Origin of the sequence: Kitasatospora putterlickiae (assembly GCF_039527695.1) — a bacterium.
Taxonomy (GTDB): domain Bacteria; phylum Actinomycetota; class Actinomycetes; order Streptomycetales; family Streptomycetaceae; genus Kitasatospora; species Kitasatospora putterlickiae.
This window is the reverse complement of sequence record NZ_BAAAKJ010000431.1, coordinates 1-902: the sequence shown is the minus strand read 5'-3', so window position 1 is coordinate 902 and position 902 is coordinate 1. Positions and strand designations below refer to the sequence as shown.

Genomic DNA, 902 nt, shown 5'->3' with positions numbered 1-902 from the left:
GCACGTCCGGCCGCCGGCCGCCGTCGGGGGCGGCCGGCCGCGGGTGAACGCCGAGAGCCGGTGGTCCTCGGGCCGGTCAGATCACCCCCGCCTGGCGAGCCGTTTCCTCGAACGCCCGCGCCACCGGGCTGCCCCGGTACGGGGTGAGCCGGCGGTGGAAGTCGCGCACGTACTCCAGGGACCGCGCCGAGCGCATCTCCCCCGCCGCCCGCAGCGCGTCGGTCGCCATGCCGCAGGCCTCGTCGAGGTCCCCCATGCCGAGCCGGGCGGTGGCCAGCACCAGCCGGCAGAAGATCCGGCTGCGGGCGTAGGCGGGCGAGCGCAGCCGCAGCGACTTCTCGGCGTGCTGGGCGGCCGTCCGCCACTGCTGGAGGTCCCGGTAGCAGTGCGCGAACTCGTCGGAGAGCTGCGCCTCGTCGAAGAACCGGGCCCAGGACGGCAGCTCGTCCCCGGTCCGGGCGGCCGCCAGCGCCCGCTCGGCCCGGACCAGCGCGGTGGTGCAGGAGCGGACGTCGCCGAGCAGGCCGTGGCCGCGCGCCTCGGCGGCGTGCAGCAGCGCCTGCACGGTCGGCGGCACCGCCGTGCCCACGCCCTGCTGGGCGACCCGGGCCAGCTGGACGGCCTCCCGGCCGTGGCCGAGGTGCACGGCCTGCTGGCTCATCGTCACCAGCACGTACCCGCCGAGCGCGCGGTCCCCGGCGGCCTGGGAGAGCCGCAGCGCCTGGACGAAGTAGCGCTGGGCCAGGCCGTGCGCGGCGATGTCGAAGGACGTCCAGCCGGCCAGCCGGGTGAGGTCGGCGACGGCCCCGAACAGGGCGCGGCCGATCTGCTCGCCGTAGCGGCCGCGCAGCATCGGCTCGGCCTCGCTCTCCAGGTAGCGCACCAGCGCCTGGCGGGCGTGG

The 902-nt window shown here is 77.5% G+C and carries 1 protein-coding gene; it reads right to left on the bottom strand.

Features of this window, described 5'->3' with window-relative positions; translation table 11 throughout:
- Nucleotides 1-76 precede the first annotated feature (76 nt).
- Nucleotides 77-902, bottom strand: an 826-nt coding sequence (locus ABD308_RS35455) for an NsdA family TPR-like regulatory protein (protein WP_486327048.1), incomplete at its 5' end; no start/stop codon positions are given.